The organism is Dietzia sp. KRD202 (genome assembly GCF_017168155.1).
GTDB classification, from domain to species: Bacteria; Actinomycetota; Actinomycetes; order Mycobacteriales; family Mycobacteriaceae; genus Dietzia; species Dietzia kunjamensis.
On the sequence record NZ_JABFAN010000006.1, the window covers coordinates 349,923 to 364,975 of the forward strand.

The following is a 15,053-nucleotide window of genomic DNA, read 5'->3' on the forward strand; positions in this document are numbered from 1 at the left end:
ACCGCATGACCCGACCGTCGACCGTCACCGCCGCGTCGTGGATCTGGCTGTTCTGTGGCCTGTTCAGCACGCTCACCATCACCGGCGTGCTGGCGGCGACCGACCTGCTCGGGTTCGTCGTGCCGCTCGGCGGCACCGAGGACGCGTCGACCCCCGCCCCGGGGGTCGCATGGATCGGCGCGATCATCGCGATGGGCGTGGTGTCGGCGATAGTCCTGCAGGTGGTGGCCGCGGTGAAACTGCGCGACGGCGAGCGGTGGGCGCGGGCGCTGCTGACGATCGCGGCAGGCCTCACGCTGGTCACCGCGCTCTGGGACATCACCCTGTGGTCGGCGTGGGTGCTGCTCGGGGCCCACCTGGTGGCGTTCGTCCTGGCGTACACCGACTCCGCCACCGCGTACCTCGAGGTCCGGTCCCCCGACCCGGCGTGGGCGCCGGTCTATGCGTAACCCGGCAACTAGGGCCGCTGGTCACACCGGCTGCCTACTGCTCACACTTCGCGAGATCCGTCTCCTCCGTCGGCATCCCCTCCGGAGTGAAGTGGGTGACCATCACCACCAGGTCCTCTGACCCCTCATTGACCGTCTCGTGCACGTACCGAGGGTCTTCGACCACCGAATCGCCGGCGCGGTAGACGTGGACGCCGCCGTGGTAGGCGTCGGCGTAGTGGGTGAGTTCGCCCTGCTCCACCACCACGAGCAGTTGTCCGTGGTGGCAGTGTCGGCCGGTGCCGACCCCGGGCGCGAGGGTGATCCGGCGATGCGTCACCGTCACCCCGTCGGCGCCGCCGTCCACGGCCAGTTCGATGGGTTCGTCCTGCCGGCCTTCGACGATGTCCAGGGCGCGGATGGTGTCCCGCTTCACTACAGGAGGCTCGGTCGATTGCGGGCTGCACGCGGCCATCGCCAGCACGGATACTGCGACGGCGAGTGCGACGCCGCCTCGGATCGATGGGCGCGTCATGGTCACTCCCCCGCGTCCGCTCGGACGGTCTCGACTCCACAGGCTCGGCACCACGCTAACGCACACCGAGCCCGGGGTGAAGAAACGATCACGAAAGCGGCCGGGGACCGCCGAGCGCCCCCGAGACCTACCCAGTCCGCTGCCGCCCGGCGAGCTTGTGCCGGTCGAGTTCAGTCATCCCGCCCCAGACGCCGTAGAGCTCGCCGGCCTCGATCGCGAACTTCCGGCAGGTCTCGAGCACGGCGCAACCGGCGCAGATCGCCTTGGCTGCGTCCTCCTTGCGACGACGCACACCCTTGGGCTCGTCTTCGGCGCTGTAGAAGAGGTCGGGGTCCCCGACGCACGCTCCGTCGTCCCTCCAAGCCCAGTACTCCGATGTGGGTGTCAGATTCCTGAACCGTGGCACTCGTACTCCTGTCGCGGAAGGCGGAAGATCAACGACGAAGTGTCTCCCGGGACCACCTGGGCGCGCCTCACCCTTAGGGGTGTAATCGCTGGCGCGGCCGGTTGTCGTCCGTTGCTAGGCTCTGCACATGCCGATCAGGGTCACAGTGGTCAATGACTACCTCGTCGTCGTCGCCGGGGTGAACGCCTTCCTGGCCCCCTACTCCGACCGGATCGAGATGGTGGAGAAGGAGATGGTCACCAGCGGCTCGGCCACGGTGGACGTGGCCCTGTACGACTCCTTCGCCTCATCCCTGGGCAAGGACGACCGCCTCGAGAACCTCCTGCAGGATCCGACCATCGGGGCGGTCGCCGTCTACTCGTTCACCTCGGACCCGGCCGCGGTCCGAGACAGCCTCGACGGGGGCGCCCACGGGTTCCTGTCCAAGTCCCTGACCGCTCCCGAGCTGGTGAGCGGGATCGAGCAGATCGCCGCCGGGAACCGCGTCACCCTCACGGGAACGGGCCTGCCGATCATGGGTCCCGACAAGTGGCCCGCCAAGGAGGCCGGCCTCTCACACCGTGAGGCCGAGGTGGTCAGCCTGATTGTGCAGGGGCTGTCCAATGATCAGATCGCCGAGCAGTGCTACCTCTCGCTCAACACGGTCAAGACCTACGTGCGTTCGGCCTACCGCAAGATGGACGTCACCACCCGGGCGCAGGCTGTCGCGTGGGGCATCGAGAACGGCCTCAAGCCGGACCGGTAAGACTGGGGGCGAGGACGACGACAAGAACGACGACGACAAGGTCACCTGCCCGCCCCACCGACGCAGATGCCGGGTCGGGCGCCGGAGCCGTCTATCTCACACGTGACGGGACGGATCCATTCGCTGGTGGAGGAGCCGGATGACATCCACAGTGCCTTCCGTCTCCACATAGAACACGACGTGGCTGCCGATCGCGTAGCGACGGTACCCGGGGCGGATCTCGTCGCAGTCGCGTCCACGCGCCGGCTCCTCGGCGACGCGTTCGATTGCCGCTCGTATCTCCGATATGTACGTCTCGGCTTGCTGGATATCCCAGCGTTCCCGGGTGAAATCCCAGATCTCGGACAAGTCGCTCTGGGCTGCGGGGGTGAGCCGATAGCTCTTCATGCCCGCTTGGTCGCGATGAACGCGTCGAAGTCGAATTCCTCCGGCGCACCGCTCTCCTCGCCGGCAATGAGCGCGCGGCGCAGCGCGGCGAGTTGGGTTTCGTGGTCCTCGAGGAGCCGGAGCCCTGCTCGGACGACCTCGCTGGCTGAACGGTAGCGCCCGGAATCGACCTCGCGAGCGAGGAAGTCGATGAAGTGTTGGTCCAAACTGATGGAGGTGTTCTGAGCCATGCGGCAACGATACCAATAATTGGTAACACCGCGGCTCCGGATTCAGCTCCGGCCACGCCGATCGACCGGGACCACGGTGGGCGTGCCCGTCACCGGGTCGGCCGCGATCAGGCACGGGAGCCCGAAAACCTGCTCCACCAGCTCGGCGGTGAGGACCTCGGCCGGGGCGCCGGTGGCCACCACGCGGCCGTCCTTCATCACGACCAGGTGCGTCGCGTAGCGGGCGGCCTGGTTGAGATCGTGGAGCACGGCGATCACCGCGCGCCCGGTCTCGTGCTGGTCGCGGAGCAGGTCCAGCACGTCGTACTGGTGCGCGATGTCGAGGTAGGTGGTGGGCTCGTCCAGCAGGAGGATGGGCGTCTCCTGGGCGAGCAGCATGGCGATCCACACGCGTTGACGCTGGCCACCGGAGAGTTCGTCGACGAACCGGGTCGCCAGATCGGACACGCCGGTGGAGGCCATCGCGGCGGTCACGGCGGTGTCGTCGGCGCGGCTCCACTGGCGTAGTGGGCTGTGGTGAGGGTGTCGGCCCCGGGCCACCAGGTCGTTGACCCGGATCCCCTCCGGGGTGACGGCGCCCTGCGGCAGGAGCCCGATCCGGCGGGCGACCTCCTTGGTCCGCAGCTTGTGCAGGTCGTGTCCGTCGAGCAGGATCCGTCCCTCGCCGGGAGCGATCACGCGCGCCAGGGCCTTGAGCACCGTGGACTTGCCGCAGGCGTTGGGGCCGACGATCACCGTGAACGCGTCCTCGGGCAGTTCCAGGTCGAGGTCGGTGGCCACGACGCGCCGTTCGTACGCGAGCCGCGCCCCCTCCACCGTGAGCCCGCGCCCGCGCCCGCGCTCGAGCTGGGCGCCGGCGCGGGCATCACGGTCGAGGGAAGTTGGGCGCATCAGCCCAGGATCTCCTGGACGTCGTCCAGGATCTCGCCGGCGCCCAGGACGCCGATGCCGACCATCCAGGTCTCGTCCTCGACCTCGTAGGTCTGACCGGACTTCACAGCGGGCAGGTCGCCCCACAGCCCGGTCACGGTCGCCATGGTCGTGGCCGACGGGTCGCCGCCGGGGTTGGTGAAGAACACGATCTCGCCCGTGATCTGCTCGTACAGCTCCGGGGAGAGCTCGGCCATGGAGTACTCGTTCCACTCGCGCTCGCCCAGCTCGAAGCCCATCTGGGACAGGATCGAGCCGGAGAACGTCTCGGGACCGTAGAGGCGGAAGTTGTCCGGGCGGAACCGGACGATCGACAGCGGGGTGCGCTCGGCGCCCACCTGCTCGCCGACCTCGGCGATGCGGGTGTCGAGGTCGTCGATGAGCTGCTCCATCTCGTCGTCCTCGCCGACGGCGGCGGCGGTGATCCGCGCCTGCTCCTGCCAGTCGGTGCCGGAGTTCTCGGAGTACACGGTGGGGGCGATGCCGGAGAGCTCGTCGTAGATGGCCTCGTGGCGGACCTTGGCGCCGATGATGAGGTCGGGGGCCAGGGCGGCGATCGCGTCGATGTCGGGCTCGGAGGTCAGGCCCACGATCTCGGCGTCCACGTCACCGAGGTACGGCGGGGCGCCGGTTCCGGCGCCGGACTCGGTGATCCCGACGGGTGTGTGGCCGAGCGCGACGAGCGCGTCGAGGTGCGGGGAGTCGAGGACGACGACCCTCTCGGGCGTCCCGTCGATCACGGTCTCGCCCATCGCGTGGGTGACGGTGTAGGCGTCGTCCGAGGAGGCCTCGGCGGTGTCGCTGCTGCCGGAGCACGCGGACAGGGCCACCGCGGAGGCGAGGGCCATGGCGATCAGGGCGGGCACCGAGCGGCGCCGTCGGGAGATTCTGGTCATGGCTACAGATCAAACCACACAGGCAAGGCTCACCTAACAATGAGTCTGGTCTAGGGTTCCACCGTGGCCCCACGACCTCTCCCCGACTCCGACGCCGCCGCACGGCCCGCGGTGCCGACCGCCGACCGGGCAGCCGGCGCTGCCCAGCCGCCCCGCCGCGGGGCCGGGTTGGTTCCCGGACTGATCGTGGCCGTCCTGGCCCTGGCGGCCGCCGTCGTGGCCAGCCTCGCGATCGGCGCCCGCCAGATCCCGCCCGCCGAGGTGGTGGGCGCCCTGCTCGGGCAGGGCACGCAGAGCGTGGTGGGGATCGTCGGCGAACTGCGGGCCAACCGGACCGTGCTCGGGCTGGTGTGCGGGGCCGCGCTCGGCGCGTCCGGGGCGCTCATGCAGGTCGTGACCCGCAATCCGATCGCCGACCCGGGAATCCTCGGCGTCAATGCCGGCGCCGCGCTCGGGGTGGTCGCCGGAGCGACGCTCACCGGCGGCCTCGGCCTGGCCTCCACGGTGTGGTTCGCACTGGCCGGCGCGGGGGTGGCGTCCGCGATCATCCTGCTCCTCAGCACCTCGGCGCTCGCGGCGTCCTCCCCTGTTCGGCTCACCCTGGCCGGCGTCGCGCTGGCGGCGGTGCTGTCCGGTCTCAGTCAGACGTTCGTCGTGCTGGACGAGACCGTCCTGCAGGCGTACAGCTTCTGGCAGGTCGGCTCGCTCACCGCGCGCTCGATCGACGAGGTCGCCGGCGTGATCCCGCTCGTCCTCGCGGGCGGGGTGATCGCCCTGCTGCTCCTGCGCAGCCTGGACGCGCTCGCCCTGGGCGACGATTCGGCGGTGGCCCTGGGTGTGCGACCCGGGTGGGTGCGGGTGTGGTCGCTCGTCGCCGTCGCGCTGCTCGCCGGGACCGCCACCGCGCTGGCCGGACCCATCAGCTTCGTCGGACTGGTGGTGCCCCACCTCGTCCGCGGTCTCGTCGGCCCGAGCCTGATCCGGGTGGTGCCGCTGTCCATGGTCGTGGCACCGGCGTTGCTGCTGGTGGCCGACGTGGTCGGCCGCGTGATCGCGGGCGGCTCGGAGACCCCGGCGGGCGTGGTCATGGCGTTCATCGGCGCGCCGCTGCTGGTGGCGTACCTGGCCGCCGGCCGACGAGTGGGTGTCGCATGACGATAACCGCACCGCGCCCCGCAACAGCCCTGCCCAGCGACGAACGCCTCCTCGCCGCCGGCCGATTCTCGGTGCGGCTGCACCTGCGCACTGCGTGGGTCACTGCGATCCTCGCCGTCGTCGTCGTCATACTCGTGGCCGCCTCGCTGGTGATCGGCGAGTTCATCATCTCGGTCCCCGACGCGGTGGCGACCCTGCTCGGCGACGCACCCGACCGCACCACCAACTTCTTCATCCACGAACGCCGCCTGCCCCGGGCGCTGGTCGCGCTGGCGGTGGGCGCGGCTCTGGCGACGTCGGGCGCGCTGTTCTGCGCGCTCACCCGCAATCCGCTGGCCAGCCCGGACATCATCGGCATCACCCAGGGCGCGTCGGCGGGCGGGGCGACGGTGATCCTCGTGCTGGGCGGCGGGATCGCGCAGGTCGCCACGGGCGCACTCGCGGGCGCGGCGCTCACCACCGGGTTCATCCTGGCCCTGACGTGGTGGCGCGGGCTCAGCGGCGCCCGCCTGGTCCTGCTCGGCGTGGCCCTGGGCGCCCTGGCGATGGCGTACGTGGCGCACCTGCTCTCCCGCGGCTTCGTGGCGAGCGCGGTCACCGCCCAGATCTGGCTCACCGGCTCGCTGCAGGGTCGCGGCTGGTCCGAGCTCTGGCCGCTGGCGTGGGTGCTGCTTGTGGCGTCGGTGGTCATCGCGAGTCGGTCCCGGGCCATGCGTGCGCTCGCGCTGGGCGACGACGTCGCGGTGGCCCTGGGCGTGCGATTGCGGAGCACGCGGCTGGTTCTGTTGGCGGCGGCCACGGTCCTGGCCGGGGCGGCGGTGGCGACGGCCGGGCCGATCTCGTTCGTGGCGCTGGTGGCTCCGCACCTGTCTCGGCTGCTCACCCGCAGTGATCGGGTCCTGCCGGCGGCGCTGCTCGGCGGGGTGCTGCTCCTGGCCTCTGATCTGGTGGCCCAGCACGCGTTCGCCCTGCCACTCCCGGTGGGCGTCGTGACGGTGGTGCTCGGCGGGCTGTTCTTCCTGGGCCTGTTGTGGCGGGAGGGGCGTCGTGCCTGAGCAGGCGGTCCGGCGCCCGCGCAACCCCCACCGGGCGGAGAGCTGGCAGCCGACCGCGCTGCGCGGGGTCCGGGTGCGCGCCGTCGAACCCCTCTCGCCCGAGCTGGTGCGCGTCACGCTCGAGGGCGACGAGCTCGGGGAGTTCACCACCGCCAACTCCGCCGGCGCCACCGCCTCCGCCGCGGCCGGCGACACCGGCCTCGTGCCCGCCGTGCGCAGCCCGTCCTTCGACGACGTCGTTGTGTTCTGCCTGCCCGATCCCGACACAGGCGAGGTCACGCTCCCCGTTCCCGCGCCGGGCGGCGGGCTGGGCCACCCGCCGGGCGGCGCCGCGCTGGTGCGGGAGTACACCGTGCGCTCGCTGCGCGACGGCGCGCTGTGCGTCGACCTGGTCCGCCACGCCTCGGGCGCGAGCGTGCGCTGGCTCGAGTCGGTCCGGCCGGGTAACGAGCTGACGATCGTTGGCCCGCGCGTCAGCCGGGCACTCCCCGCGGCCGACCGCATGCTCGCCGTCGGGGACGCCACCGCCCTGCCCGCGCTGGCCCGGCTGATCGAGGAACGACCCCCCAAGTTGGCACTCGACGTGCTGGCCGCGGTGCCCGACCCGTCCGCGCTCCCCCGCACCGTCCTGCCCGCGGTCTCCCCCGCCGACGCCGACCGCGTCCGGGTTCGGGTGGTGGCGGCCGCGCCGGGCTCGGCGTACGAGCTCATCGACGCGCTGGCCGCGGCCGAGTTCCCCACCGGGTTCGCGTGGGTGGCCGGCGAGTCCGGGATGGTCACGGCCGTCCGCCGTCATCTCCTCGCCCGCGGCCAGGAGGCCGACCGCGTCCAGTTCACCGGATACTGGCGCCTCGGCGGGCCGCTGTAGCAGTCCGCCTGCCGAGAGTGCACATCGTGAGCATGCCGATCTGATTCGGCAGCCGTCTTGAGCCGCGTAGGCGATGACAACCGCCGTGCGCGCCCGCAGTGTTGGAAATAGCGAACGTGACCGCTTGTGTTAGCTATTTCGAACGTTTACGATTTGTTTGATTCGCCGAACATCGGGAGCATCATGGCAACGTTCGCCGCTCAGGCCCGGACCGTTACCGACATCGCTACGTCGGTGAGGGACGCCCGTCTCGCCGCGGGGATGAGTCAGGCCGACCTCGCGGCGGCAGCCCACCTCAATCGCTCGTGGGTGAGCCTCTTCGAGAGCGGACACACTTCCAACGCGTCACTGAGCAAAGTGCTCGCGATGATGGACGTTCTGGCCATCACAATCCGCTTGTCGTACACCGTTCCTGACTCAATGCCCCTCGTACTCGAATCAGCCCGACGCGCACGGCGCTCGCCAAGAGAATCCGACACGGTCGATGCACCGGCGGGCGATGGCGAAGCCCTCACCGCCGCACATCCGGCTCCCCTCGATGAAGCTGCCCTTGCAGCTGCTCGCGCCATTCGGGAATCCCACCGTGCCCGCGCCATTGCAGATGACCTCGACCGGCGATCCTCCGATGACTGACAAGGAGCTCGCCGTCCTACTGTCAGGCCAGCGACTGGGGACGTTGAGGGAGGACCGTCATGGCAAACATTGGTTCTCCTACGATCTCGACGGCCCGGAACGGAATCTCTCGTTGTCCATGCCCAGACGGCGTCAACCCTGGGGCCCGGATCGCGTTGAACCCTTCCTCGACGGACTATTGCCGGGCGATCAGGCCGCGCGGGTCGAGATCGCCCGCACCTACGGTGCCGTCGCGGGCAACACGTTCTCCCTGCTCTCCGTTGTGGGTCGCGATTGCGCGGGCGCTGTGCAGTTCCTCCGCACGGAGGCGATGAACGAGATCGACGACGGGAGCCTCATACCGATGTCGGACTCCGACATCGGCGAGAGACTCAAGGAGCTCATCACGAGCAGGCAGCCATCCTGGCAGCTCCACGGCGAGCATTGGTCTCTTGCCGGAGCTCAAGAGAAGATCGCTCTCCATCACCGGGGAGGCCAGTGGTACCAGGCGACCGGTGCGATCCCCACTACGCACATCATCAAGCCCGGTGTTACCGATCTACACTGCCAGGCGTACAACGAAGTCCTGTGTCTGGAAGCGGTCCGGATAATCGGACTGCCGACGGCGAACACTGACTACGTCGACTTCGCTGGCACTTCCGCTGTAGTCAGCCGTCGTTGGGACCGCCACGTCGCCTCGGATGGAACCGTGACCCGTGTCCATCAAGAGGACCTATGCCAAGCTCTCGCTGTTCACCCGTCACGTAAGTACCAGGCCGACGGAGGTCCGTCCCCCGGCAATGTCATCGCCTTCCTACGGTCGCTCCGCCTCGAGGACGACATCTGGCTATTCGTTCGAGCCCTTTCGATCAACTTCCTCCTCGGCGCAACCGACGCCCACGCCAAGAACTACGCGATCCTCCACACCGACGATGCACCACCCCGGCTCGCACCGCTCTACGACATCGCGTCGATCTACCCCTACTCCCCGACTCGGAGTCAGCGCAGACTCGCCATGAAGATCGGTAGCCGGTACGGCTACGACGAGATCACCCTCCGCCACTGGATTACCTTCGCCGAAGCCAATGGTCTCGACCCGAATGTCGTCACCGCCCAGCTATACCTTGACGCTGGTGAATTGCCCGGGGCACTCCGAGCTGCCCTCGATGTGCACGCCCCGCGCACGGACGACGAACACCGATTGGCGGAGACACTTCTGGATGGGGTCGATGCTCAGTGTCGGCAGGTTCTCGCCTGGTTCGGGTGAGCTCTCCGGGTTGCGGCAACGACGACGCCTGTCACCACCAGTCGAGCGGTGTGCCGTAGAGCCGGTCGTGCGGGATGCTGCGGGCGATGAGGTCGGCGAGAGCTTCGCGGTCGTTCATCAGCGCCGCGCCCCGGCGGGTCGGCCGCAGCTCGCCCTTGTACTTGCGCACCAGCCCCAGCGCCCGGGCCCAGTCGCGCAGCTGCCAGATCGGGTACGTCTGGTCTTCGCGATTGTTCTTCCCGATCCACTTGCGGTCCCAGCCGGTGTCGATCATCAGTTGCTCGACCATCGTCGGCGGCAGGTACCCGGCCGCGGTGAGCTTGACGCCGTCCCCGATCCGCTCCAGCAGTATCTGCAGCTTGGACGCCTCATCCTGCTGGACTTCCCGGAGGGTGGCGGGCATGTCAGCGATCTCTACCACGCGCTGTTGCGCATCGTCGAGGTCGAACGCTTCCGCGTCCCACCCCGCCCAGAACTCGAGGGTGTGCGGGTCCCAGCCGTCCGGGTCGGCGTCCCCGGCTATCCACTCGTTGTATGACCAGATCCCTCCGCAGTCCTCCGGTGGGCATGCCCGGCGGCCGGCCACCACGGTTGCACCCGGGGACTCGCCGTCGTCGTCGTCGGGCTCCAGGACCTTCTCCACGGTGACGCGGTGCCACCAACTGTCACCGAAGTCGTACAGGTACAGAAGCTTGTCGCCGGCACTGTGCGCCAGCTCGTCGAGTCGTACGTCGGCCTCGTCAAGCTCGCCCATCTCCCCGGCGTCGGGGTAGTCCATGGAGGCGAAGTGCTCGGCGTCGCGGTCCCGGCGCGACGACGCGTGGACGAACTCGTGCAGGTGACTGTTCGTCCAGCCCATGGCTTCCTGCAGGATCAGGTGCAGGCGGGGCAACTCCAGGTCGCTGCGCAGGTCCAGGCGTCGCCAGATGGGCGGGGACGAGTCCAGCAGCTCGACCTTGACGCGGTAGATCACCGGTGTCTCGCACCTCGGGTGCCGCCGGTTGACGGCCGGGCGCTCCCACGGAGACTGGTAGGCAGCCCCGGCCGCCAGGGAGGCCATCAACTCGGTCTGCGGGACTCCCGCGCTCGCCAATGCGTCGAGTACCGCGTGTTTCAACTCGTCGGCCGTGAGGTCGCCTGGTCCGTAGGGGCGATCTGTCGAGGGCGTCACCTCACCGACGATACGAGATGCGAGCGGCGTATCGGGACGCCCCCGTTCGGAGAAGTAGTCTCACCTGCCATGGACACCGTGGAGCCCGGCCTGTTCGACCTACCTGAGCTCAAGCCCGAACCTGAGCCCACCTCGCAACCCTCGCCTGCGCGGCCCCGTCCCGGCAGGAACCGCGAGACATGGTCCTGCACTGTGTCCGCGGAGGTCGCCATCGTCGATGCGGCGGCGGTGACGGCGGCACTGGCCCAGTACCGTGAGGACACGGTGGTGGTCGATGCGTTCTCCAGTGCGGTGATCGAGGACCCGGCGAGTGAGGAGGCGGGGCCCGATCCCACCCTGCCGCCGCTGCCTCAACTGAACTGGCTGATCTGGCCTACGGGCGGTGTGGAGGAACTCCTCGAAGAGGGCGCGTTCCGGGTTCTCGATGTTGAGAGCGCTGTGACCACCGAGATCTACGACCGGGGCACGATCACGTGGACGGTCACGGTCAAGCTCACCGACGTCCAGCTCCTGCGTCGCGTCGCCACGCGAGCCCACCCCGCCGACGCCGACCTCATCGCGAACAGTCTGTCCGTCGCGTGGCAGCGCGCTGCCGACTCGTTCGCTCCCCTGCGTTCGATCCCCGGGATCTCGTGGCGGCCGGTGTCCGTCGAGGTCGAGCACGTGTCGGCGCGATCCGCCGCCCGGACCCGTTGACGCATAGGCGCAAAGTAGTCCGGCGAGCTACCGGGTCACGAAGTCCAGGTAATCGGTGAACCGCCAGATCGGGCCCGGGTTCGGTCCACGCACCTCCATGTCGCAGTAGATCTCCTGCCCGTTGGACGGGTTGATCGCCTTCGCCCCGACGGTCTCGCACCGCCTGCCACCGAGTGAGTTCTCCACCCGAGTCATCCGGCTCGCATCGGTGGCTGCCGGGTGCCGGAACGGCTCTTGGCTGGGTGCCCAGTGGAAGGCGTCCGTCTGCAGACGCTGAGCGCACCACGCCCGGGTTCCGTTCTCGGTGTACGCCCACTCCCCCGGGGCCGGGCACGCGGTGTACATGATGATCCAGTTGGACGCGACATACTGCGGGTCCGGCGGCAGCGGAGGTGCGGGATACGCCCACTCGAGCGGGTACGGAAGGGCCGGAAGTGGGGCGGCTTCCGACCCCGCCGGGACGGGCACCGCCACAGGCGCGACGTCCGGCACCTGAACAGCGAATGGCCCGATGAGCACTTCTGCCGCCGATGCCGCGGGGGTCGCGCCTGCTGTCAGCGCAACGGCTGCGCCGGCTCCAGCCAATGCTCTCTTCGTTAGCGATCCCATGATTCCGGCTCCTTCGCTTGCCCACCCGAAGTGGGTCTTGCGACCAGTATGGCCGTTAACTTGCGGTCGTGAACCCCATTCTGCTGCCGCGTCGGTCGGTAGTTCGCGACGACGACAACAACTGCCGCCCCCCTACTGACCCGCCGCCTCCGGGCGCAGCCGAACCGGTGAGGTCAGCCGGAGAGTCGACGGAGCCAGTCGACGATCGCGCCGGCCAACTCGTCCGGGGCCTCCACCGGCAGCATGTGTCCGGTCTCCGGGATCTCGACGTAGGCCACGGGACCACCCGCGTCATCGTTTGCACCAGCACCAGCACCAGCTCCGGCACCGTTAGCCCCAGCACCGTTCGCCTCAGCCCACCGCCGCTGCTCCTCGGTAGGAACCACCAGGTCGTCCGACGCCCCCACGATCAGCACCGGGACACCAGCCTGCGCGGGGAACTCGCTGCGATCGGGCCGGGCGCCGATCGCCACCGAATGGGCGGCGAACCGCTCCGGCCCGTACACCTGTGCCGCGCGCAGCCGCTCGGCCCGGACTTCGGGATCGTGGCCGCGGTCGCTGTAGTACACCGCCTCCATGCCGTCGAGCGCGATCTCCTCGTACGCCTCCGGACTCAGGCCTGCAGCGCGGTCGGCCCGCGCCTTCGCCGACTCCGGGTCCTCAGCCCCCACCGGGGCTGTGACCAAGACGAGCCCGGCCAGCAGCGACGGGTGGCGCTCGGCTAGATGCATCGCCACCACGCCGCCGAGGGAATGCCCCACGACGACGCTGCCGGGAGCGACCCGGCCCGCCACCTCGTCGGCGAGCGCATCGAGGTCGGCCACGGCTGGAAGGTCCAGCGCCGTGGCGTGGACGCCGTCCGGCAGTGCGCGCATCACCGGCGCCCACGTCTGCGCGTCACCGTGGAGGCCGGGGAGGAGGACGAGGTCGGTCATGGCCGCGAGGCTACCCACCCTGATCGCGCTCCGCGCCCCGCTCCGTCACTCCTCGCACAGGCAGAACGGATGCCCCACCGGGTCGAGGTACACCACGAACCGCCCGTCGGGGCTGGGCTGGTGCTCGTGTCGGCGGGCGCCCGCGGCGAGGACGGCTGGCTCGGAGTCGGCGATCGAGTCCACGTAGAAGTCGAGGTGCACCTGCGTGGGGACCGGGCCATCGGGCCAGGTCGGGGCGCGGAAGTCGGGGACGGTCTGGCACGCGAGCGCGACCGCGCCCGGCTCGCCCTCCGGCGGCACGACGTCGACCCAGTCCGAGTACTCGGCGTCGTCGCGAATCCGCCAGCCGAGCATCGCTGCGTAGAACTCGGCGAGCTCTCGAGCGTCGGGGCAGTCGAGTGCGACGACCACACGCCGCGCGGTGATCCCAGCCATGGCACCGCGCTACGACCTGCACTCCAGGCGCCTCAAGCACTCACGGACCGAGGCTCCTCCCGGCGGCCGGAGCTGGGGCGCTCCCCCGGTGTGCTCTGAGAATCGGCGACGACGACGAGGGCCCGCCGCCACTTGAACCGCCCCGCCGCTACCTGCGCGGCGCCTGACCCAGGCGGGCATCACGACCCACATCGTGGAGATGGGCAAAAGCTGGGACACGCCGGGGCCGGACGGCAAGATCTTCTCGGGGATGCTCGATCCGGACAAGCGCTCCACCTGGCTCGCGGACACCACCAGCCAGCCGGTCAGCAATTTCATGGGCTTCGGGATCAACAAGAAGGTGGAGCGCTACGTCGGGGTCCTCGACGCCGAGAAGTTCTCGGGGGTCAAGGTGTACCAGGGCCGCGGTGTGGGCGGCGGCTCGCTGGTCAACGGCGGCATGGCCGTCACGCCCAAGCGCAGCCACTTCGAGCACATCCTCCCGAACGTCGATGCGGCCCAGATGTACGGCACCTACTTCCCCCGCGCGAACGCCGCCCTCGGCGTGAACGACATCGACCAGGCGTGGTTCGAGTCGAGCCCCTGGTACCAGTTCGCCCGCGTGGGCCGGAAGACCGCGCACCGCTCCGGGTTCGCCACGACCTTCGTGCCCAACGTCTACGACTTCGACTACATGAAGCGCGAGGCGGCGGGCACCGCGCAGGCCTCCGCGCTGGGCGGCGAGGTGATCTACGGCAACAACGCAGGCAAGAAGTCGCTGGACAAGACGTATCTGGCCCACGCCGCCGCCACCGGCCGGCTCACCATCTCGCCGCTGCACCGGGTCGCGGCAGTCACCCCGGCCACCGGGGGCGGGTACCGGGTGACGATCGAGCAGATCGACGAGCAGGGCGGGGTGATCGCCACCAAGAACGTCACCGCGGACCAGGTGTTCTTCGCCGCCGGCAGCATCGGGACCAGCAAGCTGCTCGTGTCGATGAAGGCGCAGGGCCTCCTGCCCAACCTGTCCAACCAGGTGGGCGAGGGCTGGGGCAACAACGGCAACGTCATGGTCGGGCGCGCGAATCACATGTGGGACGCCACCGGCTCCAAGCAGTCGACCATCCCCACCCTCGGGATCGACAACTGGGCCGACCCCACCGCGTCGATCTTCGCCGAGATCGCTCCCCTGCCGGCCGGGCTCGAGACCTACGTGAGCCTGTACCTGGCGATCGCCAACAACCCCGAGCGGGCCCGCTTCCAGTTCAACTCCGCCACCGGCAAGGTCGACCTGACCTGGAGCGTGTCCCAGAACCAGCCGGGCATCGCCATGGCCAAGAGGGTGTTCGACAAGATCAACAAGAAGGAGGGCACCATCTACCGCACCGATCTGTTCGGCGTGTACAAAACCTGGGGAGACGACTTCACCTACCACCCCCTGGGCGGCTGCCTGCTCGGCAAGGCCACCGACAACCACGGGAGTCTCCACGACTACCCCGGCCTCTACGTGGTGGACGGGTCCCTCGTTCCTGGCAACGTGGGCGTCAACCCCTTCGTTACCATCACCGCGCTCGCGGAACGGAACATGGACGCGATCGTCGCTAACGACTTGCAGTAGGCGCCTACGGCGGGTTCGAGCGCCAGCACGCCGAACTGCTGCGCTGTTAGACGATTCCGACATCGCAGACAATTAGGTGGCGAGTGACGCCGGAGC

General features: G+C 69.4%; 19 protein-coding genes. 9 read left to right on the plus strand and 10 right to left on the minus strand.

The window, feature by feature from the left end:
• The first annotated feature begins 5 nt into the window (after nt 1–5).
• On the plus strand, nt 6–449 hold the full coding sequence (locus J1M64_RS04655; RefSeq protein ID WP_163377042.1) for a hypothetical protein: 444 nt from the start codon (nt 6–8) through the stop codon (nt 447–449).
• A 34-nt stretch (nt 450–483) separates the two neighbouring features.
• Here J1M64_RS04655 and J1M64_RS04660 read toward each other — a convergent pair whose 3' ends face one another.
• Nucleotides 484–963: a cupin domain-containing protein gene (locus J1M64_RS04660; protein ID WP_206473130.1), complete on the minus strand. Its 480-nt coding sequence runs from the start codon at nt 961–963 to the stop codon at nt 484–486.
• 127 nt (nt 964–1,090) lie between these two features.
• Complete coding sequence (locus tag J1M64_RS04665; RefSeq protein WP_206473132.1) at nt 1,091–1,369, minus strand: WhiB family transcriptional regulator; 279 nt, start codon at nt 1,367–1,369, stop codon at nt 1,091–1,093.
• Nucleotides 1,370–1,496: 127 nt separating this feature from the next.
• Between J1M64_RS04665 and J1M64_RS04670 the strand changes: the two genes are divergently transcribed.
• Nucleotides 1,497–2,114: a response regulator transcription factor gene (locus J1M64_RS04670; RefSeq protein WP_206473133.1), complete on the plus strand. Its 618-nt coding sequence runs from the start codon at nt 1,497–1,499 to the stop codon at nt 2,112–2,114.
• Nucleotides 2,115–2,210: 96 nt separating this feature from the next.
• On the opposite strand, the gene J1M64_RS04675 is transcribed toward J1M64_RS04670, so the two are convergent.
• Genes J1M64_RS04675 through J1M64_RS04690 form a run of 4 tightly spaced genes read right to left on the minus strand, consistent with a single transcriptional unit; the run spans nt 2,211 to nt 4,557 of the window.
• Nucleotides 2,211–2,501 carry a type II toxin-antitoxin system RelE/ParE family toxin gene (locus tag J1M64_RS04675; RefSeq protein ID WP_206473135.1) on the minus strand — a complete coding sequence of 97 codons (291 nt, stop codon included), beginning with the start codon at nt 2,499–2,501 and terminating at the stop codon, nt 2,211–2,213.
• Nucleotides 2,498–2,731, minus strand: a complete 234-nt coding sequence (locus J1M64_RS04680; protein ID WP_206473137.1) for a type II toxin-antitoxin system ParD family antitoxin — start codon at nt 2,729–2,731, stop codon at nt 2,498–2,500. Before J1M64_RS04680 ends, J1M64_RS04675 begins: the two co-directional genes overlap by 4 nt.
• 42 nt (nt 2,732–2,773) lie before the next feature.
• On the minus strand, nt 2,774–3,622 hold the full coding sequence (locus J1M64_RS04685; RefSeq protein WP_241261076.1) for an ABC transporter ATP-binding protein: 849 nt from the start codon (nt 3,620–3,622) through the stop codon (nt 2,774–2,776).
• Nucleotides 3,622–4,557, minus strand: coding sequence for an ABC transporter substrate-binding protein (locus J1M64_RS04690; RefSeq protein ID WP_206473139.1), 936 nt, complete (start codon nt 4,555–4,557; stop codon nt 3,622–3,624). Before J1M64_RS04690 ends, J1M64_RS04685 begins: the two co-directional genes overlap by 1 nt.
• A gap of 63 nt (nt 4,558–4,620) precedes the next feature.
• On the opposite strand from J1M64_RS04690, the gene J1M64_RS04695 reads away from it, so the two are divergent.
• The 5 genes from J1M64_RS04695 (at nt 4,621) to J1M64_RS04715 (ending at nt 9,514) form a co-directional block, all read left to right on the plus strand.
• A complete protein-coding gene (locus J1M64_RS04695) occupies nt 4,621–5,712 on the plus strand; it encodes an iron ABC transporter permease (protein ID WP_307872370.1) in 1,092 nt (363 codons plus the stop codon).
• Nucleotides 5,709–6,767 carry an iron chelate uptake ABC transporter family permease subunit gene (locus tag J1M64_RS04700; protein ID WP_206473141.1) on the plus strand — a complete coding sequence of 353 codons (1,059 nt, stop codon included), beginning with the start codon at nt 5,709–5,711 and terminating at the stop codon, nt 6,765–6,767. The genes J1M64_RS04695 and J1M64_RS04700 overlap by 4 nt, the downstream gene beginning before the upstream one ends.
• Nucleotides 6,760–7,635: a siderophore-interacting protein gene (locus J1M64_RS04705; RefSeq protein WP_206473143.1), complete on the plus strand. Its 876-nt coding sequence runs from the start codon at nt 6,760–6,762 to the stop codon at nt 7,633–7,635. The genes J1M64_RS04700 and J1M64_RS04705 overlap by 8 nt, the downstream gene beginning before the upstream one ends.
• Nucleotides 7,636–7,818: 183 nt before the next feature.
• A complete protein-coding gene (locus J1M64_RS04710) occupies nt 7,819–8,268 on the plus strand; it encodes a helix-turn-helix transcriptional regulator (RefSeq protein WP_163377049.1) in 450 nt (149 codons plus the stop codon).
• Complete coding sequence (locus J1M64_RS04715) at nt 8,261–9,514, plus strand: type II toxin-antitoxin system HipA family toxin (RefSeq protein WP_206473145.1); 1,254 nt, start codon at nt 8,261–8,263, stop codon at nt 9,512–9,514. The genes J1M64_RS04710 and J1M64_RS04715 overlap by 8 nt, the downstream gene beginning before the upstream one ends.
• Before the next feature lie 31 nt (nt 9,515–9,545).
• On the opposite strand, the gene J1M64_RS04720 is transcribed toward J1M64_RS04715, so the two are convergent.
• Entirely contained in the window at nt 9,546–10,685 is a 1,140-nt protein-coding gene (locus J1M64_RS04720; protein WP_307872371.1) for a plasmid pRiA4b ORF-3 family protein, read from the minus strand.
• Between the two features lie 69 nt (nt 10,686–10,754).
• On the opposite strand from J1M64_RS04720, the gene J1M64_RS04725 reads away from it, so the two are divergent.
• Entirely contained in the window at nt 10,755–11,381 is a 627-nt protein-coding gene (locus tag J1M64_RS04725) for a hypothetical protein (protein WP_241261077.1), read from the plus strand.
• Between the two features lie 27 nt (nt 11,382–11,408).
• Here J1M64_RS04725 and J1M64_RS04730 read toward each other — a convergent pair whose 3' ends face one another.
• The 3 genes from J1M64_RS04730 to J1M64_RS04740 form a co-directional block, all read right to left on the minus strand.
• Entirely contained in the window at nt 11,409–11,873 is a 465-nt protein-coding gene (locus tag J1M64_RS04730; RefSeq protein WP_206473147.1) for a hypothetical protein, read from the minus strand.
• Between the two features lie 290 nt (nt 11,874–12,163).
• Nucleotides 12,164–12,925 (minus strand): alpha/beta fold hydrolase, encoded by a 762-nt coding sequence (locus J1M64_RS04735; protein WP_206473149.1) that lies wholly within the window; start codon nt 12,923–12,925, stop codon nt 12,164–12,166.
• Nucleotides 12,926–12,970: 45 nt separating this feature from the next.
• A complete protein-coding gene (locus J1M64_RS04740; protein WP_096906876.1) occupies nt 12,971–13,360 on the minus strand; it encodes a VOC family protein in 390 nt (129 codons plus the stop codon).
• A 199-nt stretch (nt 13,361–13,559) separates the two neighbouring features.
• On the opposite strand from J1M64_RS04740, the gene J1M64_RS04745 reads away from it, so the two are divergent.
• A complete protein-coding gene (locus J1M64_RS04745; protein WP_241261146.1) occupies nt 13,560–14,957 on the plus strand; it encodes a GMC oxidoreductase in 1,398 nt (465 codons plus the stop codon).
• Nucleotides 14,958–15,053: the final 96 nt, after the last annotated feature.

Coding starts and splice junctions, on each gene's coding strand:
- J1M64_RS04655 (WP_163377042.1), top strand. CDS start 6: ATGACCCGACCGTCGACCGTCACCGCCGCGTCGTGGATCTGGCTGTTC.
- J1M64_RS04660 (WP_206473130.1), bottom strand. CDS start 963: ATGACGCGCCCATCGATCCGAGGCGGCGTCGCACTCGCCGTCGCAGTA.
- J1M64_RS04670 (WP_206473133.1), top strand. CDS start 1,497: ATGCCGATCAGGGTCACAGTGGTCAATGACTACCTCGTCGTCGTCGCC.
- J1M64_RS04675 (WP_206473135.1), bottom strand. CDS start 2,501: ATGAAGAGCTATCGGCTCACCCCCGCAGCCCAGAGCGACTTGTCCGAG.
- J1M64_RS04680 (WP_206473137.1), bottom strand. CDS start 2,731: ATGGCTCAGAACACCTCCATCAGTTTGGACCAACACTTCATCGACTTC.
- J1M64_RS04685 (WP_241261076.1), bottom strand. CDS start 3,622: ATGCGCCCAACTTCCCTCGACCGTGATGCCCGCGCCGGCGCCCAGCTC.
- J1M64_RS04690 (WP_206473139.1), bottom strand. CDS start 4,557: ATGACCAGAATCTCCCGACGGCGCCGCTCGGTGCCCGCCCTGATCGCC.
- J1M64_RS04700 (WP_206473141.1), top strand. CDS start 5,709: ATGACGATAACCGCACCGCGCCCCGCAACAGCCCTGCCCAGCGACGAA.
- J1M64_RS04710 (WP_163377049.1), top strand. CDS start 7,819: ATGGCAACGTTCGCCGCTCAGGCCCGGACCGTTACCGACATCGCTACG.
- J1M64_RS04715 (WP_206473145.1), top strand. CDS start 8,261: ATGACTGACAAGGAGCTCGCCGTCCTACTGTCAGGCCAGCGACTGGGG.
- J1M64_RS04725 (WP_241261077.1), top strand. CDS start 10,755: ATGGACACCGTGGAGCCCGGCCTGTTCGACCTACCTGAGCTCAAGCCC.
- J1M64_RS04735 (WP_206473149.1), bottom strand. CDS start 12,925: ATGACCGACCTCGTCCTCCTCCCCGGCCTCCACGGTGACGCGCAGACG.
- J1M64_RS04740 (WP_096906876.1), bottom strand. CDS start 13,360: ATGGCTGGGATCACCGCGCGGCGTGTGGTCGTCGCACTCGACTGCCCC.
- J1M64_RS04745 (WP_241261146.1), top strand. CDS start 13,560: ATGGGCAAAAGCTGGGACACGCCGGGGCCGGACGGCAAGATCTTCTCG.